Here is a 17,954-nt window from a genome sequence, read left to right on the forward strand (position 1 = left end):
GTTCCCGGTGGAGCCGACCGTGCACTCACTGGAGGAACGAAACATGCAAACGCATACCGGTAGTTGCCTGTGCGGCGTCGTGCGCTATCGCATCGACGCCCCAATCGATGCGCTGACCCATTGCCACTGCAAGATGTGCCGCAAGGCTCACGGCGCCGCATTCGCCACTTACGCGAGCGTGCCGTTGGATGCCTTCCACTTCATGTCCGGCAAGGATCAGCTCGGCGTCTACCACTCCTCTGAGCACGTAACCCGCACGTTCTGCATCCGCTGCGGCGCCAATCTGCTGTTCGTCGACAATCGCGAGCACGAGGTCGGCGTTGCCGCCGGCACCCTGGATTCGCCGCTGCCGGTGCCACCGCAATCGCATATCTACGTCGGATCCAAGGCTGACTGGTACGAGATCCGCGAAGGACTGCCCCAACACAACGGCGACAGCCCCCGCTGAGCGCCACGTACAGCGCGCCACTCCGGCGCCAGAGGTTTTGCCATGCTGCTTGGCCTGTTCAACGAGATGCGCGCCGCCAAGGTTCCGGTTTCGGTGCGCGAACTGCTGGATCTGATCGACGCGCTCAAACATCGTGTCGTGTTCGCCGACATGGACGAGTTCTATTTCCTTGCCCGTACGGTGATGGTCAAAGACGAGCGCCACTTCGACAAGTTCGACCGGGCCTTCGGCGCCTACTTCAAAGGCCTGGAAAACCTCGACCAGCATCTCGAGGCTCTGATCCCCGAAGACTGGCTGCGCAAGGAGTTCGAACGCAGCCTCACCGATGAGGAGCGCGCACAGATCCAATCTCTTGGCGGGCTCGACAAGCTGATCGAGGAATTCAAGAAGCGCCTCGAGGAGCAGAAGGAACGCCATGCCGGCGGCAACAAGTGGATCGGCACCGGCGGCACCAGCCCCTTCGGCTCGGGCGGTTACAACCCCGAGGGCATCCGCATCGGCGATGCCGGTAAGCGCCAGGGCAAGGCGGTGAAGGTCTGGGACCAGCGCGAGTACAAGAACCTCGACGACCAGGTCGAACTCGGTACGCGCAACATCAAGATCGCCCTGCGTCGCCTGCGCAAGTTCGCTCGCCAGGGCGCGGCGGATGAGCTTGATATCGACGGCACCATCGACCATACCGCGCGGGATGCCGGCCTGCTCAACATCCAGATGCGGCCGGAGCGGCGCAATGCGGTGAAGCTGCTGATCCTGTTCGATATCGGCGGCTCGATGGACGCCCACGTCAAGGTCTGCGAGGAGCTGTTCTCGGCCTGCAAGACCGAGTTCAAACACCTCGAGTACTTCTACTTCCACAACTTCATCTACGAGTCGGTGTGGAAGAACAACTTCCGCCGCACCTCGGAGCGCACCTCGACCCTCGACGTGCTGCACAAGTACGGCGCGGACTACAAGGTGGTGTTCGTCGGCGATGCCGCGATGGCGCCCTACGAGATCACCCAGCCGGGCGGCAGCGTCGAGCACTGGAACGAGGAAGCCGGCTACGTGTGGATGCAGCGTTTCATGGAGAAGTACAAGAAGCTCATCTGGATCAACCCCTACCCCAAGGATACCTGGGGCTATACCACCTCCACCGGCATCGTTCGCGAACTGGTGGAGGATCGCATGTATCCGTTGACCCTCAGCGGGCTCGAAGAAGGGATGAAGTTTCTCGCCAAGTGATCGGACCGGCACAGGGACGCGCCGACACCAGGTCCGCGAACACCAATACCGCTGCGGTACTCAGCGAAACGAGCGGTAGCGCCGCACGCGAGAACGAAAGGGAAAGCTCGCCGCCAGCAGCAGGCTTTCCACCAGCCAGGCCAGCAGAACCGCGCAGCTCAGCCCCCAGGCGATGGCTTCGGGCGCCAGCAGTACCTGGAAGCGGTAGCTGTCCCAGACCTGCTGCCGCAGGCTGCGCTCCGCTCCGAACAGGACGTGCACGGCGCGCGCATACCAGGGCCGCTGCATGGCTTGCCACTCACGCTCTAGCATACGGGCACGGCTCACCAGCTGTTCGACGCTCTGCGCATCGCTCTGGAAAACCGGGTCGGTGCTGTCGCGGTAGTGCCGCACGAGCGCATCCAGATCGCCCTCGAAGAAGCGTCGCGCGGTCTCCTGAAAGCCCCGCAAGCCCTGCTCCGCCTCCAGCCGTCGGGCCTCGACATGCTGCGCATAAGCTTCGATGAAGCCCGGTACCTGGATGCCGACCAGCAGACCGAAGGTGAACAGCGTGAGCCGCAGGTAACTTCTCAGCATCAAGCCATCCTGCCCGTCGCCACACGCTCGCCCAGTCGCCACAGGCTCCATTGCCCGGGTTCGTGCAGCGTCCACTGCTCGTTGTCGGTCAGGGGCTCGGTCGCCAGTACGGTGACCACGTCGTCCGGCGTGGTCTCGGCGTGGAAGTTCACCATCAACTCGGCATCCTTGAGCTGGGCCGGACCGAACGGGGCGCGCCGGGTGATCTCGGCCAGCTTGCTGCTACAGAAGCTGAACAGCCATTCACCGTTGCTTAGCAAGCAGTTGAACACGCCCTTGCGACGGTACTCCTGGCAGGCGCCCAGCAGAACCGGCAGCAGATCCTCGGCAGCGCAACGATCTGGGAAGTCCAGACGAATGCGATTCAACAGATCGCAGAATGCACGCTCGCTGTCGGTATCACCGACCGGGCGATAGATACCCCGAGGCGGCTCGAAATCGGACAGCTGGCCGTTGTGCGCAAAGCACCAGTGCTGGCCCCACAGCTCGCGAACGAAGGGGTGAGTATTGACCAGCGCGACCTTGCCGACATTGGCGTGGCGGATATGGCCGATCACCACCTCGCTCTTGATCAGGTAGCGCTGCACCATCTTCGCCACTTCGGATTCACAGCTGGCGACAGGGTCCTGGAACAGGCGCAGGCCTCGCCCCTCGTAGAAGGCAATGCCCCAGCCGTCCTTGTGCGGTCCGGTCTTGCCACCCCGCTGCATGAGTCCGGTAAAGCTGAACACGATATCGGTGGGCACGTTGGCGCTCATGCCAAGCAGCTCGCACATGCGTCATCTCCCGATGATTGACTTGAAGCGTCGAGGCCCTAGATACGGGGCTCGGTACGGACACGCCCGCGCGTTGGCGCATAGTCCGGCTCGTAGTGGTCGTCGTCATCCTGCTCGAGGCGCTCACGCAGCGTGCGCGGATCCTCGACGTCATCCGCCGCCTGGCCACGGCGGCCAAAACGCCGTTCGAGCGGCCAGCGGATCGCCACGAGCACCAGATAGAGCGCAAAGGCGATCAAGCCGTACAGGGCCAGATCGGCCACCGCCCGCCAGGCGTTGTTGCCGACCTGGAACAAGATATCCATGGCTGTAATGGCCACAGCCGGGGCAAACAGTTCCTTGGCAGGATCGACGATCGTCGGCGTGAACAACAGCACAGCGGCAGCCAGACGCAGCGATTCGCGCAGCCAGCGCCACATCCAGCGTGTCACGCGGAACCAGAACAGCAGGCAGCCCAGCGCAGCGATGCCGTACAGGGCCCAGGCGAGCGAATAGTCGGAGTCGAACATCAGCATGGTGTTTTCTCGATCACAAGCCGTTCACGGAAGCCGCGCGGCGACAGGTCCGGCGTCACATGATCGTGCAACGGCTCGACGAGCCGGGACAGTGACGCGGCGCAAGGGCCGCCATCATAACAGCCCGTACCCTGTCGACGTCATCGCTAGTGACAACAAGCCACTGGCACAGCTCGAAGCAAGGTCGTATAAACCCGTTAAACAAAAGGGTACTTACCCATATGAAGCCGGAAAGCCAGCCACAGCCGACCGGTACGCAAGGAGAAAAAGCCATGCCCTATCAGCACATTCTGGTCGCCGTCGATCTGACGGAAGAGTGCCACCCGGTCGTCGCGCGTGCCCAGGCACTGGCCAGCACCAGCGGCGCAAAGCTCAGCCTGGTGCACATCATCGAACCCATGGCCATGGCCTTCGGCGGCGACGTTCCGATGGACCTGTCCATGCTGCAGCAGCAACAGTTCGACCAGGCGCGCGAACGCATGAACGGTTTCGCCGATAGCTACCCGAGCCTGGCGCCCGAACAGCGCCACCTCGCCTACGGTCAGCCGCGCCAGGAAGTGCACCGCCTGGCCAAGGAACAACACTGCGATCTCATCGTGGTCGGCAGCCACGGCCGTCATGGCCTGGCATTGTTGCTGGGCTCAACGGCCAACGACATTCTGCACGGTGCCCCGTGCGACGTGCTGGCCGTACGCCTCAAGAAAGCCGAGTAAGGACAGCGGCAGGCTTGCGCGGATGCCGACCGCGCAAGCCGTCGCTCAGACGGCCTCGACCCCTTCGCCAGCAGACATGACCAGCGGCCGGATCTTCTGCAGCTGGGTCTCCAGCGAGTAAGTGAGGCTCGACGCCATCGAAAAGAAGGTCAGGAAGGCCTTGAGGTTGGAGTCGGCGTGACAGGTATCGTGAATGCGCTGCCAGAACGCCTGATTGACCAGCTGCAGCTGCTGGAAGGAACGCACCAGCCCGCGCAGCTCCCAGTCGGCATGCCGACCTTCGCGCAAGTTGAAGTACTGCCGCGCCAGGTAGAGCGACACTGCGCGCAGAACGAACTCATGATTGCTGGCGAACGGCAGATGTTGCTGGGCCATGGGCTTGAGCCGGCCGAGCACCGGACAGGCACTGGTCGCCATGATCACCCCGAGCAACGCGCGTAGACCTTCGTCCAACCCCACCAGCTTGGTGTACTCGCGTTCCGGCGTACGCACCCAGACGAGTGCCTTCTTCACCGCCGGCAGGCCCTGAAAGTCCTCGATCACCCGATGCAGATCCACCGCGGCCGGGCAATGGCTGAACTGATCCTTGCTGAGCGGGCAATTCGAGCAACGTTGATGTTCGAGGCGAGTCCATTTCGGCGCCTGTGCGGCGACCTCCCGGTCATAGTCACGATCCAGTTCGATCCGGTAACTGAAATCGTGTTCATCATCCAGGGTGATGCGGTATTCGATTGCCATTGACGCTCCATCATGACTGCATGATCCAATGCGGCTACTTAACTACGCGTCAGCGCGCATGGCATTGATCCATCTCATAAGCCGTGACCGCAGCCTGCCCTGCTCGCTCGAATCGCCTGCGAACGTACCGCCTTACTCCTCCAGCTCGGCCCAGCGCTCCAGCAACCCATCCAGCTCCTGTTGCAGCGCTTCGAGACGAGCCAGCGCGGCGGCAGTCACGTCAGTCGGCTGCTGGTAGAAGGCCGGCTCGGACACTTCGGCCTGCAGTACCTCGATCCGCTTTTCCAGCTCATCGATCTGCCCTGGCAGCGCTTCCAGCTCGCGCTGCAGCTTGTAGCTGAGCTTCTTCTTCGCTGGCGCGGCCTCGGTCGCAAGCGGTGCGACCGGAGCCGGCTGAGGCTTGCTCGCCTCTTTCGTCTCGCCGCTGGATTCGGCAACGCCGAGCAGGCGCGGCGCCCCCCCCTGGCGCAACCAGTCCTGATAGCCACCGACGTACTCGCGCACCTCGCCCCCGCCCTGAAACACCAGGGTGCTGGTGACCACGTTATCGAGGAAGGCACGATCGTGGCTGACCATCAGCACCGTGCCCTGGAAGCCGAGCAGCACTTCCTCGAGCAGCTCGAGGGTCTCCACATCGAGATCGTTGGTCGGTTCGTCCAGCACCAGCAGGTTGGCCGGCTTACTGAACAGCTTGGCGAGCAAGAGCCGTGCCCGCTCCCCACCAGACAGCGCCTTGACTGGCGTGCGCGCCCGTTGCGGGCTGAACAGGAAGTCGCCGAGATAGCTCAGCACATGGCGATTCTGGCCATCGATGCTGATGAACTCGCGCCCTTCGGCGAGATTGTCCACCACAGTCTTCTCCAGCTCCAGCTGGTGACGCAATTGGTCGAAATACGCCACTTCCAGCTTGGTGCCGAACTCGATCACGCCGCTGCTGGGTTGCAGCTCGCCCAGCAGCAGCTTGAGCAGGGTGGTCTTGCCGGTGCCGTTGGCACCGAGCAGCCCGATGCGGTCGCCGCGCTGAATAACGATGGAGAAGTCACGAATCAGCGGCTCGCCACCTGGATGGGCGAAGCTGATGTGCTCGGCGACAACCACCTGCTTGCCCGATTTTTCCGCGACTTCCACTTGGAAGCTGGCCTTGCCCTGCCGATCACGCCGCTCGCCGCGCTCGGCACGCAGCGCCTTGAGCGCACGCACCCGGCCTTCGTTGCGGGTGCGCCGAGCCTTGATGCCCTGGCGAATCCAGACCTCTTCCTGAGCGAGCTTCTTGTCGAACAGCGCGTTGGCGGTTTCCTCGGCGGCAAGCTGCTGTTCCTTGTGCACCAGGAAGCTGGCGTAATCGCCGTTCCAGTCGATCAGGTGGCCGCGGTCCAGCTCCAGAATGCGGGTGGCGAGGTTCTGCAGGAAAGCACGATCGTGGGTGATGAACAGCACGGCACCGTTGAAGCCGGTCAGCGCCTCTTCCAACCAGGCGATGGCACCGATGTCCAGATGGTTGGTGGGCTCGTCGAGCAGCAGCAGGTCGGGCTCGGACACCAGCGCCTGCGCCAGCAGCACGCGGCGGCGCCAGCCACCGGACAGCTCGGCCAGAGTCCGGTCAGCCGGCAGCTGCAGGCGGCTCAGCGTACTCTCCACCAGCTGCTGCAGGCGCCAGCCATCCTTGGCTTCCAGTGCCTGCTGCACATGCATGAGCTTGTCCAGGTCGTCCTGATCCTGAATGTTCATGCTCAGATGATGGTACTCGGCGAGCAGCTCACCCACGCCCGCCAGCCCCTCGGCGACCACGTCGAAAACCGTGCGGTCGTCGGCGCGCGGGAGTTCCTGCGGTAGCTCGCCGATCTTCAGCCCCGGCGCGCGCCAGATCTCGCCGTCATCTGCCGAGCGGTCGCCCTTGACCAGGCGCAGCATGCTGGATTTGCCCGTCCCGTTGCGGCCGATGATGCAGACCCGCTCGCCCCGCGCGATCTGCCAGGACACGCCATCGAGCAGCGGCGTGGTGCCGTACGCGAGAGATACATCGGTGAACTTGAGCAGGGTCATGACTACCTCCGGAAAACAGGGCGCGCATTCTAGCAGATGCCGCTCGCTGGGCCCCGATCACATTGGCTGCTCCCCCCTTCGACGACGCGTGTGCACCCCTCAGCGAAACGGCGATTTCGCTGTTTGGAGGCTACGCTCGTCGGAAGTCCGCCATTGTTTGTTTCCAGAGCTTAAACCGCGTTTAACTGGCCGATCCGGCACGCTAAGCTAGTTGCTGCAGCAGGCCGTTCCTGAGCCCCCCCCCCAGCACAGCACGCCGCCTGTTATCCGAAGCCCCCGTTTTACGGATGTACCATGCGCGGCCGACTCTCCAGTTTGTGTTTCTGCCTGTTCGTTGCAACTCTTGGCCTGGACGCGTCCGCCGCCACCCTCAGCCAGCAGCGCCAGTATTACGATGAGGCCAAGCAGGCCCTGGCCAAAGGCGACAGTGGACCCTATCGCCGTCACCTCAATTCCCTGCGCGACTATCCCCTGACGCCGTACCTCGCCTACGACGAGCTGACCAACCGCCTCAAGAGCGCCAGCAATCAGGAAGTCGAGAAATTCCTTGCCGAGCACGGCGACCTGCCGCAGATCAGCTGGATGAAGCTGCGCTGGCTGCGGCTGCTGGCCGCCCGCGGCGACTGGCAGACCTACGTCCGCCACTACGACCCAAAGATGAACTTCACGGAACTGGACTGTCTGTTCGCCGGATACCAGCTGCGCAACGACCTGCCGGGCGCCGACGCTGCCGTGGAGCGTCTCTGGCTGGTCGGCAAGTCCCAGCACAACTCCTGCGACCCGGTGTTCGAGCTCTGGCAGGCCAAGGGACTGCTGACCGAGGAGCGGCGCTGGAAGCGCACCAAGCTCGCGGTCGAGAGTGGCAACTACGGCGTCGCCAGCTATCTGGTCAAGCGGCTGCCGACGTTGCAGGCGCAAGGCCAGTTGATGATCGATGTCGCGCAGAAACCGCAGATGCTTCGCCAGCCGGAACGTTTCGCCTCGACCAGCGCGGCCATGGCCGATGTCGTCTCGATCGGCCTGCGTCGGCTGGCGCGACAGGACCCGGAACAGGCGCTGAACCTGCTCGACAGTTATGCGCGTCGCTTCGCCTTCTCGAGCGACGAGAAGGTCGCGATCGCCCGGCAGGTCGGACTGACGCTCGCCAAGCGCTTCGATAGCCGCGCCCTGAAGGTCATGGCCGAGTACGATCCCGAGCTTCGCGACAATACCGTCAGCGAATGGCGTGCACGCCTGCTCCTGCGCCTGGGACAGTGGGACGAAGCCTACCGGCTGACTCAACGCTTCCCCGACGAACTGGCCAACACCAATCGCTGGCGTTACTGGCAGGCGCGTAGCCTGCAACTCGCCAAGCCGGAGAGCAAGCAGACTGCCCTGCTCTACAAGCCGGTGGCACAGGAGCGCGACTTCTACGGTTTCCTCTCGGCCGATCGCATCCAGGCGCCTTACAAACTCAACCACCAGCCGCTGGCGCTCGACGCTAAAGTCGTGCAGAAGGTACGCAACACCGCAGGCATCCGCCGCGCGCTGGAGTTTCACGATCGCGGCCAGATCGTCGATGGCCGTCGCGAGTGGTATCACGTCAGCCGACTGTTCAGTCGCGACGAACTGGTGGCCCAGGCGCGGCTTGCCTATGAAAAGGAATGGTATTTCCCGGCCATTCGCACCATCAGCCAGGCCCAGTACTGGGACGACCTGGACATCCGCTTCCCCATGGCTCATCGCAGCGCGCTGGTCCAGGCCGCCCGGACCCGGCAGATTCATCCGAGCTGGGCGTTCGCCATCACCCGCCAGGAAAGCGCATTCATGTCCGATGCGCGCTCGCACGTCGGCGCCACCGGCCTGATGCAACTGATGCCCGCCACAGCCAAGGAGACCGCCAGGCGTTTCGGCATCCCGCTGGCCTCAACCCAGCAGGTGCTCAATCCGCACACCAACATCCAGCTGGGCACCGCCTACCTGAGTCAGATCTACGGCCAGTTCAACGGCAACCGCGTCCTGGCTTCGGCGGCATACAACGCCGGACCCGGGCGTGTCCGACAATGGCTGCGTAACGCCGAACATCTGTCGTTCGATGTCTGGGTGGAAAACATCCCGTTCGACGAAACCCGCCAATACGTGCAGAACGTGCTGACCTACTCGGTGATCTACGGACAGAAGCTGAACTCACCACAGCCACTGGTGGAATGGCACGAACGCTTCTTCGAGTCGCAATGAGCGAGCAGGCCTGCGCTGCAACGCAGCTCAGGCGTGCTACTCCAGCACCTCCAGCGGCATGCCGACCGCCAGCTCGCCACAGCCCTCGGCGATCAGGTTCTGCCCGAAGAAGACGCCACCCGGCCCCTTGCGATAGCTCAACAGCGTGGTCAGCGGTTCCCGATCGGCCGCCCGCTCGGCGGTCAGCGGGTCGAGGGTGGGGATGACGCATCGCGAGCAGGGCTTGACCACGCGAAACGTGAGAGCACCGATGCGAATGCGCTTCCAGCGGTCCTCGGCATAGGGCTCGGCACCGCTGACCACCAGGTTCGGCCGAAAACGCAGCATCTCCAGCGATCGGCCGACGCGGCGGCTCAGATCGTCGAGTGACGCCTGTCCGATCAGCAAAAAAGGAAAACCATCACTGAACGCCGTGCGCTCGCCCAGCCGCGCGTAATCCAGATCGACCTGGATGCCATCGTCGATAGGCAGATGCACCAGCCGACAGGCCTGGCCAAGCGCTTCTGACAGCCAGGTCGCCGCGGCCTCGCCGGCATCGGGGACCACCGGATTGGAGTTCCAGATCTGTACACAGCGCAGCGTCGTATCGTCCGGCACCGGCACGAGCAACTCCGGCATTCCCGGCGCGCCCAGACGCAGGGTCATTTCGTTCTGCCAGTGCGCTTGCAGCAGTGCCATGCGTGGCACCGCGCGCTGCGTCAGGAACCGACCAGTCCCGGCCGCGACGACCATCCAGCGGCGATCACCGAGCAGACCCAGAGCATCGCTCGGGCACTGCTGCAACGCTTCGCCAGCGGCAGATTTCAGAGGAAAGCGATAAAGCGAGGAGAGATGCATGCTGCGCCTCCTGGGCCAAAGCACAGCAGCATACAGGGCAGCCCGGCGGATTTCAGCCGCCGGGCCGGTGTCGATCGGTCAGGCGTCTTTGCCCTGCTGCAAGCGATCCTGAATGACGTCAACGAGCTTTTCCGGCTGGAACTTGGAAAGGAAGTTGTCACAACCAACCTTCTGCACCATCGCCAGGTTGAAGCTGCCGGACAGCGAGGTATGCAGCACTACGTAGAGATCGCGCAGGCGCGGATCGTGGCGAATCTCGGTGGTCAGCCGGTAGCCGTCCATCTCCGGCATCTCGGCGTCGGTGAAGACCATCAGCAGCTTGTCGGTCAGCACCTCACCGGCGTCGGCCCAAGCCTTGAGCATGTTCAGGCCTTTCAGACCGTCACTGGCGGTGTGAACCTTCAGGCCGAGCTGGCTCAGGGTCTCGCGCAACTGCGCCAGGGCAACGGTGGAATCGTCCACACAGAGCACCTCACGGCCGCGAGCTCGTTCGAGAATAGGATCGGCCAGGCGCTCGGCGGAGATGCTGGTGTCGTAGGGCACGATTTCGGCCAGCACCTTCTCCACATCGATCACTTCCACCAGCTCGTCGTCGACCTTGGTGATGGAGGTCAGGTAATGCTGGCGGCCGGCGGTGCTCGGCGGCGGCATCACCTCATCCCAGTTCAGGTTGACGATACGGTCCACACCGCCGACCAGGAATGCCTGCACGGTGCGGTTGTATTCGGTGACGATGATGGTGCTGCGCTCATCCGGTACCAGCGGTCGCAGGCCGATGGCACGGGACAGGTCGATGACCGGCAGTGTCTGGCCGCGCAGATTGACCACGCCACAGACCGAGCCGTGTCGATGCGGCATGAGAGTCATCTTCGGTAGCTGGACGACTTCCTGCACCTTGAACACATTGATGGCGAACTTCTGCCGTCCACCGAGCCGGAACATGAGAATTTCCAAGCGATTCTGCCCCACCAGTCGGGTGCGCTGATCGACTGAATCGAGTATGCCGGCCATATCCAGGCTCCTTGGGAAAACATCGTAAAGCACATATCGGCCGTATCCGGCCTGGCTTTAAGCGCCAAGGACAATAATTCAGCCAGCCAACCGCAGCCCTCACGCCGGGCCGGCATCGGGGCGCACCAGCAGCGGCGAATCCGCCGGCAGGTGCATGCGCAACGCACCGGCGCGCACGCCGAAACGCAGAGTGGCGCCGGAAAACGGTTCGCCGTCGAGGTTGATGTCGATTGCCTTCGGCGCCTCGACGTTCAGCCAAGGGACGCGCGCGCTCACCGACACGGCATCGACGCCCAGCAGTCCCCCGCTGAGCAGGGTCCCCAGGGTGCCGACGGTATCCGCCGGGGCAGGCACGATGCACAGATCGAGCAGACCGTCATTGATGGTCGCCTGCGGACAGAGCAGCTGACCGCCGCCAGCCTGCCGACCATTGCCGATACCAAGGGCGAGGAAATCGCCTTCCCAGTCGAAACCCGGGCCGCTGAAGCGACCTCGCGCCGAATGGATTTCCGAAAAGCGGGTAAGGCCGGTCAGCAGATAGGCGCCGCCACCGAGGAAGCGCTTGAGCTCCTCGGACGTGCTGGCCGTGACCTGCGAACCGAAGCCGCCGGTGGCCATGTTGACGAATGGCTGGCCATCCATCTCGCCAACATCGACCGCCTGCGGCGGCTCATCCAGCAATGCCAGCGCCTCGAACGGATCGAGGGAAATGCCCGCAGCCCTGGCGAAGTCGTTGGCACTGCCGAGCGGCATCAGCGCCAGGCTGGCATCGGTGTTCGCCTCGAGCATCGCCTCGGTGACCTCACGCAACGTGCCGTCACCGCCTCCCGCGATCACGATCGGGTATCCGGCGGCTAGCGCCTCACGGACCAGCCGCTGTGCATCGCCCGCCTCCCATGTCACGCGTACCGCCAGCTCCCAGCCGAGCTCACGCTGCTGCCGTACAGCCTCACGCACCTCATCATTGAGCGCCTGTTTCCCATGCAATATCAGCAGCGCCTTGGCGTCGCTCATGACAGTAGTTCCCTTCGCAGATACACCGCTGCTTCAGACACGGCACAGGGGCCGAAGTTGTATGTGCCAAGCGCAGCGGTATTAATCCAAATGTTCGATCAATCGTGCCGCCGGTCAGCGGCCCAGCACCGCCACGCCAGCCCTGGCCCGCCTCCCGCCTTCGATAAAACCTTTGCAAAACAGCTGTTTGCGCCGCTCGAGTGAAAAGCGTCCTTTTTCTGGCAGCCGGCTGGCTAGTACTGAACTCATTCTGAGAGGCACGGTCGGAGCAGGAGTCCCGATCACGGTTGCGATGGCGGCCTGCTATCAACCCCCCGCGTACCGCGGCGATTAATTCGAGATTTGAGCCAGCTTTGAGCTGAGGATGGAGCCTTGTATGCGCGTACAGTCTGTTGGAACCCTTGAATATGCTCACCCGAGTTTCGTCGATTACTTCCTGGCCAGTGTCCGCCTGATCCATGGCCTGACAGCCATCCTGCCCGGCCTGTTGCTGCTGGCGTTTCTGGAGCTTCCCGCGACCGGTCCGTTCAGTGCCTTTCTCGGGTTCTTCGCGGTACTCAGCATCATCATCTTCCAGACGGTAGGCATCTATAGCGAAGAGGTGTTCAGCACACTGCTGCGCTTCCGCGTGATGTTCGTCGCCTGGGCGGCGGCCTTCAGCTTCCTCATCTTCATGCACCAGGGCATGGGACTGTTCAGCTACCTGAACGCCCAGCACCTGGCGTTCTGGTTCTTCACCAGCGCCGTCCTGTTCGGCGCCGAGCGCCTGGCTATGCTCGCGCTGTTCCGCCGGCTGATGGCCCGCGGCATGTTCCTGCAGAACGCGGTGATCCTCGGCGGTACGGAGAACGGCATGCGCGTTGCGGAATACCTGCAGCACAACCGCGACATCCGCACCGGTGTGCTCGGTTTCATCGATGATCGCCTGGAGCGCCTGCCAAACCAGCTCGCCAATCTGCCACTGCTGGGCAACACCCGCGACCTCGAACAGATGATTCGTGAAGAGAAGGTCACCCAGGTGCTGGTCGCCCTTCCCTGGTTTGCCGACAGCCGCATCGGCCAGCTGATCGCCGAGCTTCGCAAGCTGCCGGTCAACGTCCTGCTGGTGCCGGACATGGTCGCCTTCCGTCACGCCGACAAGCGCATCACCGAGGTCGGCGGCCTGCCGACGCTGATCGCCTCCGATCTGCCGCTGCGTGGCTGGTCGCCGTTCTTCAAGCGTCTGGAAGACATCGTCATCTCCAGCATTGCGCTGCTCGCCGCAGCCCCGGTCATGCTGCTGATCGCTCTGGCCATCAAGCTCGATTCGCCCGGTCCGGTGCTGTTCAAGCAGAAACGCTACGGCTACAACAACCGCCTCATCGAGGTTTTCAAGTTCCGCTCGATGTACCACGAAAAATCCGATGCCAATGCCGACCGCCAGACCACGCGCGGCGACGACCGCATCACCCGCGTCGGTCGCTTCATCCGCAAGACCAGCCTGGACGAGCTGCCGCAACTGCTGAACGTCTTCCTCGGCAGCATGTCCATGGTCGGCCCACGCCCCCATGCGACCGCGACCAAGGCCGCCGGCGTGCTGTTCGAAGACGCCGTGGCCGAGTACTCGGCACGCCACCGGGTCAAGCCGGGCATCACTGGCTGGGCCCAGATCAACGGCTATCGTGGCGAAACCGACACCCTGGAGAAGATCGAGAAGCGGGTCGAGTTCGACCTCGACTATATCGAGCGCTGGTCGGTCTGGTTCGACCTCTACATCCTCGTACGCACCCCGCCAGCCCTGCTGCTCAACAAGGACGTGTACTGATCGGCGAGCGCACCCGCGCAGCGCTGAAAAGACTGGAACAAGTCACGTTCAAGGCGCGTGACAGGACGGAACTAATGATGCTCCCAAAAATCTCATTTTCGTTCACCCCGGGGGGTTTCCCGGAGGCTGCGAATACGCGGCCGCGAGGGTGAACAGCATGTTCAAGAACATCTTGATCGTCTGTGTCGGAAACATCTGCCGAAGCCCCACGGCCGAGGCGTTGTTCCTGCACAGACTCGGCGACCAGGGCCTGACGATCAGTTCGGCAGGCATTGGTGCACTAGTAGGTAACCCCATGGACAAAACCGCTCATGAAGTATTGCAGGATCATGGACTGGAATTTCCGGCCCACTGCGCGCGCCAGGTCGACAGCCACATGTTGCACGAGGCGGACCTGATCCTGGCAATGGAGCATAGCCATATACAGCATCTTCGCCAGATCGCACCCGAGGTGCATGGCAAAACGTTTCTCATCGGCAAATGGCAAGACGATCTGGAGATTCCGGACCCCTACCGTCAATCCAAACCCGCTTTTGAACACGTCCACAATCTCCTGACGAAATCCGTCGAGAGCTGGCTTCCTTACCTGAAATGAAGAAGGAACTTCGATGACAACCATGCCCCGCCCAATCTATGAAACCAAAGAGGACAAGGACATCGATCTGGCCCACCTCTTTGACACCTTCATCAACAACCGCGTGCTCATCCTCGGGATCACTGGCTTCTTCGCCGCGCTCGGGATCGCCTATGCGCTGCTCGCGACGCCGGTTTACCTGGCCAGCGCGATGATCCAGATCGAGCCCAAGAACGGGTTGCCGAGCCTGACCGACGTGGTCAACACCAACCCGCCGGTTTCGCCCGCACAGACGGAAATCGCCCTGCTCAAGTCGCGCTCGGTGGTGGGTGGCGCGGTGAGCAACCTGAACCTCGACATCATCATCAAGCCGCATCACTTCCCGATCATTGGCGGTTTCATGGCGCGCCGTTTCGAGCCGAGCGAGGAAGGCGAGCTGGGCTGGCATCCGGCCGGGCTGGGCGGCTACGCCTGGGGTGGCGAGACACTTAAGGTCACTCAGCTGGAAGTGCCGGACAAGATGCACGGCAAGGAGCTGACCCTGGAGGCGGCCGAGAACAACGGTTTCATCCTGCGTGACGAAGATGGCGAAGTGCTCATCCAGGGCATCGTTGGCGAGCCGGTCGAGAACGAAGACTATCGGGCTACCGTGGCCGAGCTGAACGCACGCCCCGGCACCACCTTCACCGTGATCAAGAACCGGACCTACAACACCACCGAGAGCTATCAGCAGCGTCTCTCGGCCGCCGAGCGCGGCAAGCAGTCCGGCATCGTCAACGTGACGCTCGAGGATCAGGACCCGGCCCATGCCATTCGTGTGCTGGAGGAAGTCGCCAACCTCTATGTCGAGCAGAACGTTGCACGCAATGCCGCCGAAGCCACGCAGAGCCTGGAATTCCTCAACGAGCAAGTTCCAGCGGTACGCAAGAAGCTGGAAGCCGCACAGACCGCTCTTAACAAGTACCAGACCGGGTCCGGCTCGGTGGACATCACCGCCGAGACCCAGTCGGTGCTCGACCGCATCGTCGATCTGGAAAAGCAGATCTCCGAGCAGAACCTCAAGCGCACCGAGATGGAGCGCCGCTTCACCCGTCAGCACCCGAACTTCCAGGCACTGATGAACCAGATCAACCAGCTGCAGATGCAGAAGGAAGAGCTGGAGAAGCAGATCGGCACCCTGCCCTCCACCCAGCAGGAGCTGCTGCGCCTGAACCGTGATGTCGAGGTCTCCTCGGAAACCTATTCGATGCTGCTGAACAAGACCCAGGAGCTGGACATCATTCGCGCCGGCACCGTGGGCAACGTGCGCATCATCGACCATGCCGCAGCTGACCTGGAGAACCCGGTCAAGCCGAACAAGCCGCTAGTGGTGATCGTCTTCACCCTGCTCGGCGCCCTGCTCGCCACGGCCTTCGTCTACGTACGTGAAGCCCTGAAGCGCGGCGTGGAGAATCCGGAAGACATCGAGCGTACCGGCACCCCGGTGTATGCCTCGATTCCGTTCACCGACAAGCAGGCCGCGCTGGAAAAACGCCTGGCCAACTTCAAGCGGGACAAGAGCACCGCCTCCTACCTGCTGACCATCAACGAGCCCGCCGACCTGGCCACCGAAGCGATGCGCAGCCTGCGTACCAGCCTGCACTTCGCCATGATCGAGGCCAAGAACAACGTGCTGATGATCACCGGCCCGAGCCCGGCGGTGGGCAAGTCGTTCGTCACCACCAACCTGGCAGCCGTGGTCGCGCAGTCCGGCAAGCGCGTGCTGCTGATCGACGCCGACATGCGCAAGGGCTACCTGCACAAGGTCATGCGTTGCGATGGCGACAAGGGTCTGTCGGACATCCTCTCCGGCCGCATCACCCTGTTCGATGCCATCCAGAAGACCCAGCTCAACAACCTGCATGTGATCACCCATGGCCAGCTGCCGCCGAACCCGTCGGAACTGCTGATGCACGAGAACTTCTCGCGCTTCGTCAAGGAGATCAGCCACATGTACGACCTGGTGATCTTCGATACCCCGCCGATCCTGGCCGTCACCGACGCCGCTCTGGTCGGCAGCCAAGCCGGCACCACGCTGATGGTCACCCGCTATGGCCTCAACGGCCTGAAGGAAATCGAAGCGGCCAAGCGTCGTCTCGAGCAGAACGGCCTGCTGGTCAAGGGCGTGATATTCAACGCCGTGGTACGCAAGGCCTCCACCTATGGCGAGTACGGCTACTACCAGTACGAATACGCCAGCACCAAATAACAGGTGAGCCGCATGGCGACGGTTATCCCGTCGCCATGCCAAACCCACCGGTTCGCATTCTTCCTCTGCCTTTGCAACTGACCAAGCGCGTCAGTAGACGTTTTTTTGCCTGAAGATAGGTGCTAGCTAATGACCAGACACCCCAACCGGCCCGCCAGACGTTCTACGCGACTGGCCCTGGGATTGACGGCCGCGCTGTCGGCCATGGGCGTCTGCGCCGCCGATTGGCCGAAGGGCGATGACGGCCTCGCGTTATTGGGGGTCAACCTGTCCGGTGCCGGCTTCGCGCCCCATATCACCCCCGGAAAGAACGGTACCCATTACTTCTATCCGGAAAAGAAGCACTTCAAGTACTACGCCGATCAGGGGATCAAACTGATCCGTTTCCCCTTCATCTGGGAGCGGGTTCAACATTCCCTGGACGATGGATTGAACTTCGACCAGATCCGGTTGTTGAAGAAGACCCTGGATCTGGCCGCGATGAATGGCCAGAAGGTCATTCTCGATATGCACAACTACGGTCGTTACCACGGCGAGCTGATCGGCTCGAGCAAGGTGCCTTACGAAGCCTACGCATCGGTGTGGCGCGAACTGGCCAAGCGCTTCAAGGGTCACCGCGGCCTGCTCGGCTACGACATCATGAACGAGCCGCACGGCACCGTCGGCCTCTGGCCAGGCGCGGCGCAGGCCGCGGTCGATGCGATTCGCGAAGTCGATGATCAGACGCTGATCTTCGTCGAGGGCGAGCGCTGGTCGAGTGCCTATCACTGGCCGCTGGTGAACGCCAACTTCCTGATCAACGACCCGGCCGAGCGCATCGTCTACGAAGCCCACCTGTACTTCGATCAGGACTTTTCCGGCAAGTACATGGCGCAGACCAGCCGCGACATCGACCCGATGATCGGCGTCGAGCGCGCTCGCCCCTTTATCGAGTGGCTGAAGAAACACGGCCAGCAAGGCTTCCTCGGCGAATACGGCATTCCCGACGACCTGCCCGAAGCGGCGGTCGCCATGGACAACCTGCTCGCCTACCTCAATGACAACTGCGTACCCAGCGCCTACTGGGCCGGCGGCCCCGGCTGGGGCACCTACAAGCTTGCAATCGAGCCGCGCAAGGGCGAGGACCGTCCTCAGATGGAGCTCATGCGCAAACACCTGGCGAACGACTGCACTGCCATTGGCCCTACACCCGCGCACACCGCTGACTGATTCTGGAGTG

General features: G+C 62.8%; 16 protein-coding genes. 8 read left to right on the plus strand and 8 right to left on the minus strand.

The features are described from left to right. Positions 1-43: 43 nt before the first annotated feature. A complete protein-coding gene (locus tag OUY36_RS13225; protein WP_267934621.1) occupies positions 44-448 on the plus strand; it encodes a GFA family protein in 405 nt (134 codons plus the stop codon). A gap of 42 nt (positions 449-490) precedes the next feature. Further along, positions 491-1,669 (plus strand): vWA domain-containing protein, encoded by a 1,179-nt coding sequence (locus OUY36_RS13230; RefSeq protein WP_011913593.1) that lies wholly within the window; start codon positions 491-493, stop codon positions 1,667-1,669. 60 nt (positions 1,670-1,729) lie between these two features. Here OUY36_RS13230 and OUY36_RS13235 read toward each other — a convergent pair whose 3' ends face one another. From OUY36_RS13235 to OUY36_RS13245, 3 genes are read right to left on the minus strand one after another with little or no spacing between them, the layout of a single operon-like run. After that, complete coding sequence (locus OUY36_RS13235) at positions 1,730-2,245, minus strand: DUF2937 family protein (RefSeq protein ID WP_102840276.1); 516 nt, start codon at positions 2,243-2,245, stop codon at positions 1,730-1,732. After that, positions 2,245-3,021, minus strand: a complete 777-nt coding sequence (locus OUY36_RS13240; RefSeq protein WP_102840275.1) for a class II glutamine amidotransferase — start codon at positions 3,019-3,021, stop codon at positions 2,245-2,247. Before OUY36_RS13240 ends, OUY36_RS13235 begins: the two co-directional genes overlap by 1 nt. 38 nt (positions 3,022-3,059) lie before the next feature. Next, positions 3,060-3,536 (minus strand): MFS transporter, encoded by a 477-nt coding sequence (locus tag OUY36_RS13245; RefSeq protein WP_230724585.1) that lies wholly within the window; start codon positions 3,534-3,536, stop codon positions 3,060-3,062. Between the two features lie 272 nt (positions 3,537-3,808). Between OUY36_RS13245 and OUY36_RS13250 the strand changes: the two genes are divergently transcribed. After that, positions 3,809-4,249 (plus strand): universal stress protein, encoded by a 441-nt coding sequence (locus tag OUY36_RS13250; RefSeq protein ID WP_063540482.1) that lies wholly within the window; start codon positions 3,809-3,811, stop codon positions 4,247-4,249. A 45-nt stretch (positions 4,250-4,294) separates the two neighbouring features. On the opposite strand, the gene OUY36_RS13255 is transcribed toward OUY36_RS13250, so the two are convergent. After that, a complete protein-coding gene (locus OUY36_RS13255; RefSeq protein WP_156243884.1) occupies positions 4,295-4,987 on the minus strand; it encodes a DUF6901 family protein in 693 nt (230 codons plus the stop codon). Positions 4,988-5,119: 132 nt separating this feature from the next. Then, positions 5,120-7,030 carry an ATP-binding cassette domain-containing protein gene (locus OUY36_RS13260; RefSeq protein WP_267934625.1) on the minus strand — a complete coding sequence of 637 codons (1,911 nt, stop codon included), beginning with the start codon at positions 7,028-7,030 and terminating at the stop codon, positions 5,120-5,122. Between the two features lie 294 nt (positions 7,031-7,324). Between OUY36_RS13260 and OUY36_RS13265 the strand changes: the two genes are divergently transcribed. Further along, entirely contained in the window at positions 7,325-9,247 is a 1,923-nt protein-coding gene (locus OUY36_RS13265) for a transglycosylase SLT domain-containing protein (protein ID WP_267934627.1), read from the plus strand. Positions 9,248-9,283: 36 nt separating this feature from the next. Here OUY36_RS13265 and OUY36_RS13270 read toward each other — a convergent pair whose 3' ends face one another. The 3 genes from OUY36_RS13270 to yegS form a co-directional block, all read right to left on the minus strand. Next, entirely contained in the window at positions 9,284-10,084 is an 801-nt protein-coding gene (locus OUY36_RS13270; RefSeq protein ID WP_110776582.1) for an MOSC domain-containing protein, read from the minus strand. A 78-nt stretch (positions 10,085-10,162) separates the two neighbouring features. Next, positions 10,163-11,095, minus strand: coding sequence for a chemotaxis protein CheV (locus OUY36_RS13275; RefSeq protein WP_102840270.1), 933 nt, complete (start codon positions 11,093-11,095; stop codon positions 10,163-10,165). A 99-nt stretch (positions 11,096-11,194) separates the two neighbouring features. After that, complete coding sequence (gene yegS, locus OUY36_RS13280) at positions 11,195-12,109, minus strand: lipid kinase YegS (protein ID WP_267934630.1); 915 nt, start codon at positions 12,107-12,109, stop codon at positions 11,195-11,197. A gap of 376 nt (positions 12,110-12,485) precedes the next feature. Between yegS and OUY36_RS13285 the strand changes: the two genes are divergently transcribed. The 4 genes from OUY36_RS13285 (at position 12,486) to OUY36_RS13300 (ending at position 17,944) form a co-directional block, all read left to right on the plus strand. Further along, positions 12,486-13,913, plus strand: coding sequence for an undecaprenyl-phosphate glucose phosphotransferase (locus tag OUY36_RS13285; protein ID WP_133456746.1), 1,428 nt, complete (start codon positions 12,486-12,488; stop codon positions 13,911-13,913). A gap of 157 nt (positions 13,914-14,070) precedes the next feature. Next, on the plus strand, positions 14,071-14,508 hold the full coding sequence (locus OUY36_RS13290) for a low molecular weight protein-tyrosine-phosphatase (RefSeq protein ID WP_063540490.1): 438 nt from the start codon (positions 14,071-14,073) through the stop codon (positions 14,506-14,508). 13 nt (positions 14,509-14,521) lie between these two features. Further along, entirely contained in the window at positions 14,522-16,735 is a 2,214-nt protein-coding gene (locus OUY36_RS13295) for a polysaccharide biosynthesis tyrosine autokinase (protein WP_063540491.1), read from the plus strand. 129 nt (positions 16,736-16,864) lie between these two features. After that, positions 16,865-17,944, plus strand: a complete 1,080-nt coding sequence (locus OUY36_RS13300) for a glycoside hydrolase family 5 protein (protein WP_267934633.1) — start codon at positions 16,865-16,867, stop codon at positions 17,942-17,944. The last annotated feature ends 10 nt before the right edge of the window (positions 17,945-17,954 follow it).

This window comes from Stutzerimonas sp. R40042 (assembly GCF_026642215.1).
Lineage (GTDB): Bacteria > Pseudomonadota > Gammaproteobacteria > Pseudomonadales > Pseudomonadaceae > Stutzerimonas > Stutzerimonas frequens.

Bases quoted from the DNA above. Each gene is read 5' to 3' on its own strand.
- OUY36_RS13225 (WP_267934621.1), top strand. From the start codon at position 44: ATGCAAACGCATACCGGTAGTTGCCTGTGCGGCGTCGTGCGCTATCGC.
- OUY36_RS13230 (WP_011913593.1), top strand. From the start codon at position 491: ATGCTGCTTGGCCTGTTCAACGAGATGCGCGCCGCCAAGGTTCCGGTT.
- OUY36_RS13235 (WP_102840276.1), bottom strand. From the start codon at position 2,245: ATGCTGAGAAGTTACCTGCGGCTCACGCTGTTCACCTTCGGTCTGCTG.
- OUY36_RS13240 (WP_102840275.1), bottom strand. From the start codon at position 3,021: ATGTGCGAGCTGCTTGGCATGAGCGCCAACGTGCCCACCGATATCGTG.
- OUY36_RS13245 (WP_230724585.1), bottom strand. From the start codon at position 3,536: ATGCTGATGTTCGACTCCGACTATTCGCTCGCCTGGGCCCTGTACGGC.
- OUY36_RS13250 (WP_063540482.1), top strand. From the start codon at position 3,809: ATGCCCTATCAGCACATTCTGGTCGCCGTCGATCTGACGGAAGAGTGC.
- OUY36_RS13255 (WP_156243884.1), bottom strand. From the start codon at position 4,987: ATGGCAATCGAATACCGCATCACCCTGGATGATGAACACGATTTCAGT.
- OUY36_RS13260 (WP_267934625.1), bottom strand. From the start codon at position 7,030: ATGACCCTGCTCAAGTTCACCGATGTATCTCTCGCGTACGGCACCACG.
- OUY36_RS13265 (WP_267934627.1), top strand. From the start codon at position 7,325: ATGCGCGGCCGACTCTCCAGTTTGTGTTTCTGCCTGTTCGTTGCAACT.
- OUY36_RS13270 (WP_110776582.1), bottom strand. From the start codon at position 10,084: ATGCATCTCTCCTCGCTTTATCGCTTTCCTCTGAAATCTGCCGCTGGC.
- OUY36_RS13275 (WP_102840270.1), bottom strand. From the start codon at position 11,095: ATGGCCGGCATACTCGATTCAGTCGATCAGCGCACCCGACTGGTGGGG.
- yegS (WP_267934630.1), bottom strand. From the start codon at position 12,109: ATGAGCGACGCCAAGGCGCTGCTGATATTGCATGGGAAACAGGCGCTC.
- OUY36_RS13285 (WP_133456746.1), top strand. From the start codon at position 12,486: ATGCGCGTACAGTCTGTTGGAACCCTTGAATATGCTCACCCGAGTTTC.
- OUY36_RS13290 (WP_063540490.1), top strand. From the start codon at position 14,071: ATGTTCAAGAACATCTTGATCGTCTGTGTCGGAAACATCTGCCGAAGC.
- OUY36_RS13295 (WP_063540491.1), top strand. From the start codon at position 14,522: ATGACAACCATGCCCCGCCCAATCTATGAAACCAAAGAGGACAAGGAC.
- OUY36_RS13300 (WP_267934633.1), top strand. From the start codon at position 16,865: ATGACCAGACACCCCAACCGGCCCGCCAGACGTTCTACGCGACTGGCC.